The 936-nt window shown below is 56.7% G+C and carries 1 protein-coding gene; it reads right to left on the bottom strand.

Annotated features, from left to right (window positions below):
- Positions 1–207: hypothetical protein (locus tag ACZXDY_RS46080; protein ID WP_464350037.1), on the bottom strand; the 207-nt coding region annotated here is incomplete at its 3' end.
- Between the last annotated feature and the right edge of the window lie 729 nt (positions 208–936).

Genomic DNA, 936 nt, shown 5'->3' on the forward strand with positions numbered 1-936 from the left:
CATAGGAAATGATCCGAAAATTTTAGCGAAACAATTCAGCCGCCTCCACGTCGGTTTGCCGGAGGGCATGGGATCATGACAGAGCGCCAGTTGAGAGACCGAGAAGTCGAGATCGTGCGCTATCGCCTGTTGGAGCGGGAAGTCACAGATCCGCTTGCCACGTGTCTGCTTCACGCCATTATCGAAGAACTCGAAGCTGATCTGCAAAGGGATCGGGCCATCGGTCAGAGACCTTGTGAGTGTCGGCTGCGCTGATAGAGGTCAACCGACAAGCTGCCGGCAACCCCATCACAATGTTGATCTCGCGCTCCAGTATCTTGGATACGATGATCGAAATGTGCGGCCCGAAGCGATCTATCCGCCGCATCACGATCTTGAGCACGTCGTCCGGCAACGGCCGCTTGCAATGTCTTCGCCTCATCCCACGGCGCCCACATCCAGACTGTCAGGCATGGCTCTTTAGGGTGTATCGGCTCGACGACCTACGGAGCGGTCGAAGCAAACAGCAGCCTAGGCCTCAAGTGCAAGCACCAAGCCACCCCCGCTAGTTTTACTTGAGACCGTTCAGTTTCCGCATGTAGTAGCCTTGCCTCTGAACGGCCCGCCAAATCTCTTCGCTGACACTGGCGACGCGTTTCCTACGCCTGCGCCACCTGCCTGATGCACCGCCAGGAGGGATTGGAAATCCCCTGCGAACGACGAGCAAATCGCGCCTGCCGTTTAGATAGACATCGAACATCGCGGTTCTCCCCAGCCAACGCCAGCATATCGCCGCAGATCAGAAAGGAGCGTTGCGCGAATACAACAGCAATGCAGTTTTTTCCACTGCTACCACTTGCCGGGTCGCCGCCCCCAGGAGGATGGATTGCGAATGCGGTAGGCTAGCACCAATTGACTTGGCGACCACAGGTGAGTGACTGCAAATGTCCCTGCTTT

Source organism: Bradyrhizobium sp. LeoB3 (genome assembly GCF_055456055.1).